This window comes from Leisingera sp. ANG-M7 (assembly GCF_000813965.1).
Taxonomy (GTDB): domain Bacteria; phylum Pseudomonadota; class Alphaproteobacteria; order Rhodobacterales; family Rhodobacteraceae; genus Leisingera.
Genome location: NZ_JWLI01000040.1, coordinates 1 through 1935, shown reverse-complemented (window position 1 = coordinate 1935; position 1935 = coordinate 1). Strand labels below are relative to the sequence as shown.

Below are 1935 nucleotides of genomic sequence, written 5' to 3'. Positions count from 1 at the left end.
AAATATGAAACCGTGAATGGCAAGCAGGTGGAGTATTTCGAGGTCACCAATGACAAGGGCGTGGTCTACACCTACCGTGCTCTTGGTGCGATTAACGGGGACACGTCGTCGGGTGATGAGTTTGATGCGCTGTTCCGGCGCAAGTTCCTGCTGACCGGGATCCGGGACACGCAGCAGACTGCAAACACCGTCACCTACAACTATTTCTTTGAGTCCAAGGCGAATGCACGGGCGCACCGGCCGGCGTCGGTGACCTATGCCAATGGCTACAAGGTGGTGTTCCGCTATGAGGAGCAGTCCGAACCGGTTGCGACCTATGCGGTGGGCACGGCGGGGCAATTCGGGCGGCAGTACCACCGGCTTAAATCGGTGTTTGTGCGCGATGATGCGATGCCTAGTGGTACCCGCCAGATCCGGGCCTATAAGCTGGAGTACCAGCGCTCTGCGGTGACCCGGGCGCACCAGCTGTCGCGGGTTCGGCTTTACGGCAGCGACTACACGGTGGATGCGGACAGCACTATCACCGGCGGCACCCAGCAGCCCAGCCCACTGAAGGATCTCGCCTATGCTTCGGATGCCGCAGCACTGGAGCAGAAGACGTACGCTGACACGACTTTCATCTGGAATCTCCGTGTATTCGATTCTGATGGCGATAACAGAGATGAACTGGTGCAGCCATCAATTCACACTAGCAGAGCGGTACCCACAAATTTCCCTTCGTGCTTGAATTCTGAGCTGGGATTCAATACGTTCGCTGAGCGTTACGCGGTTAAATATGCAATTGATAAAACAGGTTCTAGGGCTCTAATCAGGAAGACGCCAAACTCAGTTTGGAACTCCTTAGATCTTCCTCTAAGTACCGGGGTTGGCTCAGTACTTTCAGCGCTTTCAGTCTTACCAGCCTTGCCTCCTTTGGATCAAGCACTGTTAGTCGTGAAGCAGGTGATATTTGAACGCGATGGTGATTCAGTTGTCCGGAATCCTCCAAAAATGTTGTTTTTCGGAGTTGGTGATGGAACAGCCAAAATATCATCTCTTACTGGGGCTGAAAGAATGTTCTTTGGCAACTTCGATTCAGACCCTGAGATCGAAGCGGTAGCTCCTTTAGGGAACTACAATACCGTCTTCATGGACATATTTCCAAGTTGGAAAAGTCTAGAAAGATATGACCTCCAACCAGATGAGCATCCGCAATCAGCAGGTCAGATAACAGATATTGATGGCGATGGGGTGTCAGAAGTAATCCTGACACTGTCTGAGGATTCTTACTGGTGGACCGTACTAGACCTGCGCGATGGTCAATTTTTCCGGAATGATTCTCGGCCCGGTGGTGAAGATTTTCGCAATATGGAAGAGAGGCCATATTATTATAGACCGTTTGCCAAGGCAGACGTGAATGGAGATGCAAAACTAGATCTTGTCTATGTTGCCAGATTCGACCATGCGCGCCATCTGGCGGTGGCGCTTTCCACGGGAAAGAACTTCCTGCCACCAATAAAATGGATTGGCCATGAGCAGACTTCTTCACTGAACCGGTCCGGAAGCCGAAACACTCCATACGTTGCCACAGTCGCAGATGTAAATGGAGATGGTCTGGACGACATTATTGTTGTTGATGAAAAAGTTGCCAAGTCCAATGGGTGTGATGGATACCAGTTCAGATATACTCAGGTTCTTAATGACTCGCCCGGTCGTGTTTTCCTTTCGACAGGCACTGGCTTTGTAGCGCCTGAGGCGAGCGGTATCCCAGCGATCCCTGGCTACATCGAGTCCGGTGATTTTGACGGCGACGGGCTGCCGGACTTTGTGTCCGAAAGCAAAACGGACGGTTCGATCTGGTTTGGCGACGGTGACGTTGCGCATTTGCTGACCGGGCTGACGAACGGTCAGGGCGGCGAGACGGTTGTGGCTTACGCGCCGTCGACGGCGATTGGC

1 protein-coding gene is annotated in these 1935 nt (G+C 52.6%); it reads left to right on the top strand.

Annotated features, from left to right (window positions below; translation table 11 throughout):
- On the top strand, positions 1-1935 hold a 1935-nt coding region (locus RA26_RS21775; protein WP_039187530.1), incomplete at both ends, for an FG-GAP-like repeat-containing protein.